General features: G+C 44.9%; 5 protein-coding genes. 1 reads left to right on the top strand and 4 read right to left on the bottom strand.

Translation table 11 applies throughout. The features are described from left to right. The 4 genes from AB5903_RS21880 to AB5903_RS21895 form a co-directional block, all read right to left on the bottom strand. The coding region (locus AB5903_RS21880) for a hypothetical protein (RefSeq protein WP_368118284.1) at positions 1-1055 on the bottom strand (1055 nt) is incomplete at its 3' end. Between the two features lie 4 nt (positions 1056-1059). Further along, positions 1060-1464: a hypothetical protein gene (locus AB5903_RS21885; RefSeq protein WP_368118285.1), complete on the bottom strand. Its 405-nt coding sequence runs from the start codon at positions 1462-1464 to the stop codon at positions 1060-1062. A 176-nt stretch (positions 1465-1640) separates the two neighbouring features. Continuing rightward, positions 1641-2477 carry a DNA adenine methylase gene (locus tag AB5903_RS21890; RefSeq protein WP_368118286.1) on the bottom strand — a complete coding sequence of 279 codons (837 nt, stop codon included), beginning with the start codon at positions 2475-2477 and terminating at the stop codon, positions 1641-1643. 97 nt (positions 2478-2574) lie between these two features. Beyond that, positions 2575-2817, bottom strand: coding sequence for a hypothetical protein (locus AB5903_RS21895; protein ID WP_368118287.1), 243 nt, complete (start codon positions 2815-2817; stop codon positions 2575-2577). A 549-nt stretch (positions 2818-3366) separates the two neighbouring features. On the opposite strand from AB5903_RS21895, the gene AB5903_RS21900 reads away from it, so the two are divergent. Continuing rightward, positions 3367-4167, top strand: a complete 801-nt coding sequence (locus AB5903_RS21900; protein WP_368118288.1) for a ParA family protein — start codon at positions 3367-3369, stop codon at positions 4165-4167. The last annotated feature ends 90 nt before the right edge of the window (positions 4168-4257 follow it).

Genomic DNA, 4257 nt, shown 5'->3' on the forward strand with positions numbered 1-4257 from the left:
GACTGACGGGAACCGGCATCTTCTTTCTGCCGGATCTCCCGGACGGCTTTGTCATATTCCATATTGATGTCCTTTATTTCCCCGTCCAGCTTTTCGGTGGCGGCATTTACGGTTTTGGCGGACGGCTTTTGCGTCTCCCTGCTTTTCTTCCCGGCGGAAGCGTTTTCATTTGCAGCGGCATTGTCCTTGTCCTTCGATGTTGCCGTTCCTGCTTCTGTCTCCGTTTCGTTTTTTACCTCAGCAGCACCTTCCAGTTTGACACCGTACATCTCCTCCGCCTGTCTTTTCACCTCTTCCGAAGGATGCCGGATGAGCTGTGCGGCTTTTCTGTCGGTATGCAGGACAAAAAGCTGTACTTTCTCCGTCGGTTCTTCAATGAACCGGACATTACCGGGATTTTCTCTGACCGCGGCAAACTGCATGATTTCCGAAGGTACGGATACATAACCGATATTTTCTCCCCTGGCTTGCACTGCGGCCAGTTGTACTGTTTCGGAAGGGGATTTGATATACCGGAATACTCCCGGATCTCCTTGTACGGCCATATGTTGCACTTTCTTTGCCGGCTCTTCAATATACCGGATATACTCCGGAGCTTTCTGTACGGCTGCCAGTTGTACCTTCTCCGCAGGTTCCTTGATGGAAGCGATGTATTGCGGATTTCTCAATACGGCCATTAACTGTACTTTTTCCGCAGGCTTTTTTATCAGGGAGATGCATTCCGGTTTTCTTTCCACGGCCATCATCTGGGCCTTTTCCGTAGGGGAAGAAATGAAACCAATATAGACAGGTCTGTTGCGTATGACGGCAAGCTGTACTTTTTCACTGGGTGTGGCAATGAAATGTATATTATGCGGGGCTCCCTTGATTGCGGCAAGCTGTACCTTTTCCGCAGGCTTGTCTATGAAGCAGATAACACTTCTGTCCCTTCGTATTGCCGCCATCTGGACACGTTCGGAAGGGTTTTCAATCATACTGATGGCGCGGGGATTTCGGAAAACCTCCCTCATGTCCCGGCTGAAAAGGGCGGCCAGTCGTTCTAAAATGGTAGGCATACGTTCAGTTTTTAAAAGGTTCGACTTCTTTCATGAATTTTTCAATGGCTGCCGTACTCGGCCTTTCCCCGGCTTTGTCCTTCTGCATCTGCAGCACCAGTTCTTTGACCGCTTTCAATACTGTCTGACCGGGGAAAAGACTTAGTTCCAATACACCTTCCATCGCGACGAGACAGGCTGTCGGTGAGGGGTTATGTATCAGGAAGATGCTTTCCGCAGAGGTGGTAACAGCCGAAAGCTGTACCTTTTCCGTGGCAAAAGGAAGATGCCTGATGAGTTCCGGCTTTTTCTGTACTGCGGCCAGTTGCATCTTTTCGGTAGGACTTTCAATTTGCAGAATCGCATCCGGATCTTCCAGAATCGCTTTCAACCGGGATGTGTCCGGTAATGTACTGTTTTTATTCAACATGACTGTCTGTTTTAATTATAATGATATGCTTTCGGGAAGCAAGGTACGGCGGTTCGTCGCAATTGCGTTGCGATATACGATAAAAAGAGAACGGACACCCGGGATATCACATCCGGAGTGTCCTCTAAGATGAATTCAAGGTGGTAAAATGTATATGATGGTATATAAGGCCGTTCTTAAGCAGCGTCCGTAGTCTCTTTGTAAAGCATGATGTCCGTATAGGATGAGTTGTAGTTCATTCGTGCCGTAAGTGTGGACTTGCCGGTTCCCCTGAAAGGATTGCCGATACCGGGATGTTGCTCCATCCACTCACAGAAATCCAGTATAGGTGATTTTCCGGAAGTGAAATAGACAAACGGATGCCCGCTTAGGACAAGCAGTACATCCAGGTAATCCTGCAGTCTCCAGTCCATTTTATATGTACTGATATCCGTTGACATGTAGGGCGGATCAACCAGAAAGACAACATCCGTATCGGTACCGTACTTATCCGCAAGTTCCTTATAGTCACAACAGACCACTTCCAGACCGTCAAGATAACCGTCACAGCTGTAATCGTTTTGACGCAGCTTGTTATAAAGGTTCTGCTTCTTCAACTCTTCAAAGTTCAGAACATACTTCATGGAGAAAAGAAGGGATGATGAGAGGGTGAGATAGTCCACAAAACCGTTTCGCTCGTCCTGAAGTATGCGTTCTAAAAACACATCGCGCATACTGCCTGTGATCTTTTTATGCCGGGGATAACCTTTGGCTGCCTCACGCAGGTCTTTCAGCAGTTCATTGGTACGATGGATATTTTCCAGACGCTCACGGTAGTTGTCGTGGTCATTGTAGATTACGGTGGCATCAGGCCGTTCCCGTTTGGTGATATGCGATAGCAGGCCGGAGCCACCGAACAGGTCGATGAAAACAGTCTTGTCACTGAAACGCTTCAGAACCTTCCTGAATTCCGTTGCGAACATGCGTTTCTGGCCCACAAAAGGAAGCGGGGCCTGGGAGTAAGTCTTTTCCATTGTCATAGTCTTTTTGGCGTATTACATAATGGTTGTGTTCATAATTCAGGCGCAAAGTTCTTCCCATTCTCCCATGAAAGCAAAAAAAACGGCACACTCATACTGCGTGATACATACACTCCTTTTTAAAACGTCCGATAATCTCGTATACCTTCCGTTCGCAGACACCATGCCTGGCAGAAAGAACAGTAACGCAATAGGTTACTTTGTCGCCGGCATTGCGCATCTTCTCATACTCTTTATACAGGCCGATATACTTGTAGTCATCCGGCTTGGAACCCATTTCGGCCAGAAGCTCCAACAGTTCCTTGTTTAGGTTTAATATCTCGAATAATGTCATAGCATATATAATTTTATTGTATCTTTGCAGCATCTCACTTACATAAAACCAAAAATAAAGCAACCAATGCGCGAACAGAGGCTTTTGCCCCCGGTCGTGCGCACTGGTTGCGTCCTGGTTAATATGTAGGTGAGATGACTATTGACAGGCCGGGGGCTTTTTCATTTCTTAAACTGCTCGGAACTTCTCCGGTAACACATGAAACGATTTCAACCTTTCCTACCACTTTATTACATGCCGTAAGCATTTTCTGCTTTCATGTTTCGAACGAAAGTATTTTAATTCGCCGCAACGTCGTTGCGTTTTACATTTATTAAGCATCCCTGTTGATACACCGGTTTCCTCTTGAAAGTAAAATACTTTTTATCCGTTTACATTTTCTAAGTAAAACAGATATATTACTTATATATACATATTGATATTTTAATCAATATAATATAAAATATATTTAAGTGTTATACTTAATAAGTAAAAACATGGTAAAATATTTGCAGTAATGCACAATTATTACTATCTTTACACCGTAATAATCAAGGAGATATAAATATAATGAAAACATTAACGACAGCATGTGTAAATCATAAGGGCGGGGTTGCAAAGACCACATCCTTATTGAATCTGGCAGCCGGAATTGCAAAACTCTATGGCAAAAGGGTTTGCATTATCGACGCAGATCCGCAGGCGAATACGACGATAGCGACATTCGGGGAAGAAATGGCAAGCCTTTCCCAGGACAGTATGCTTGAGAGTATATTGCAGGATTGTATGCAGGACAAACCTTTGAGACTGAAACCGCAAAAATGGTTGAAAAAGGTGGATGTCATACCGACATCATTGGATCTGGCAGCGATGGAAGTGGTAATGAATACGGCTCCCGGCAGAGAATTCCTTTTCAGGGAAATCATAAAAGGCCTGGAAGGAAAGTATGATCATATACTGATAGACTGCCCGCCTTCATTGGGGATCATCACACAGAACGCATTGATGGCAAGTGATTTTGTAATCATACCTACAGACGGAAACTATTTCGCAATGAAAGGAATTGAGAAAATACACTATATCATCGGTCTGCTGAAAAGGAAACTCGGAGCCGGCGTCCGGATACTCGGTTATTTCATGACCAGATATAATGCCAAGAGGAAACTGGATGTGGATATCAGGGAAAGCCTGAAGGGGACATTGGGAGAAAGCGTATTCGAGGTGGCGATCCGTAACAATGTGGCATTGGGAGAAGCCCAGTACAATGCCATGAGCATTTTCGATTATGCGCCTTCATCCAACGGAGCGGAGGATTACCGCAAACTGACAGAGGAGTTTCTCCTGAGAATTGAAAAGTTAAATGCAAAATAGGAATAACTGTATAGACGTTATGAAAGAGTTCAAATCAAAAGGGATATCTTTGGAAGGTATAGTAGGAGAAAATCCTGTGAAAGAAAAAAA

Origin of the sequence: Bacteroides sp. 2201st1_D9_2201SCRN_220225 (assembly GCF_040928965.1) — a bacterium.
GTDB lineage: Bacteria > Bacteroidota > Bacteroidia > Bacteroidales > Bacteroidaceae > Bacteroides > Bacteroides stercoris.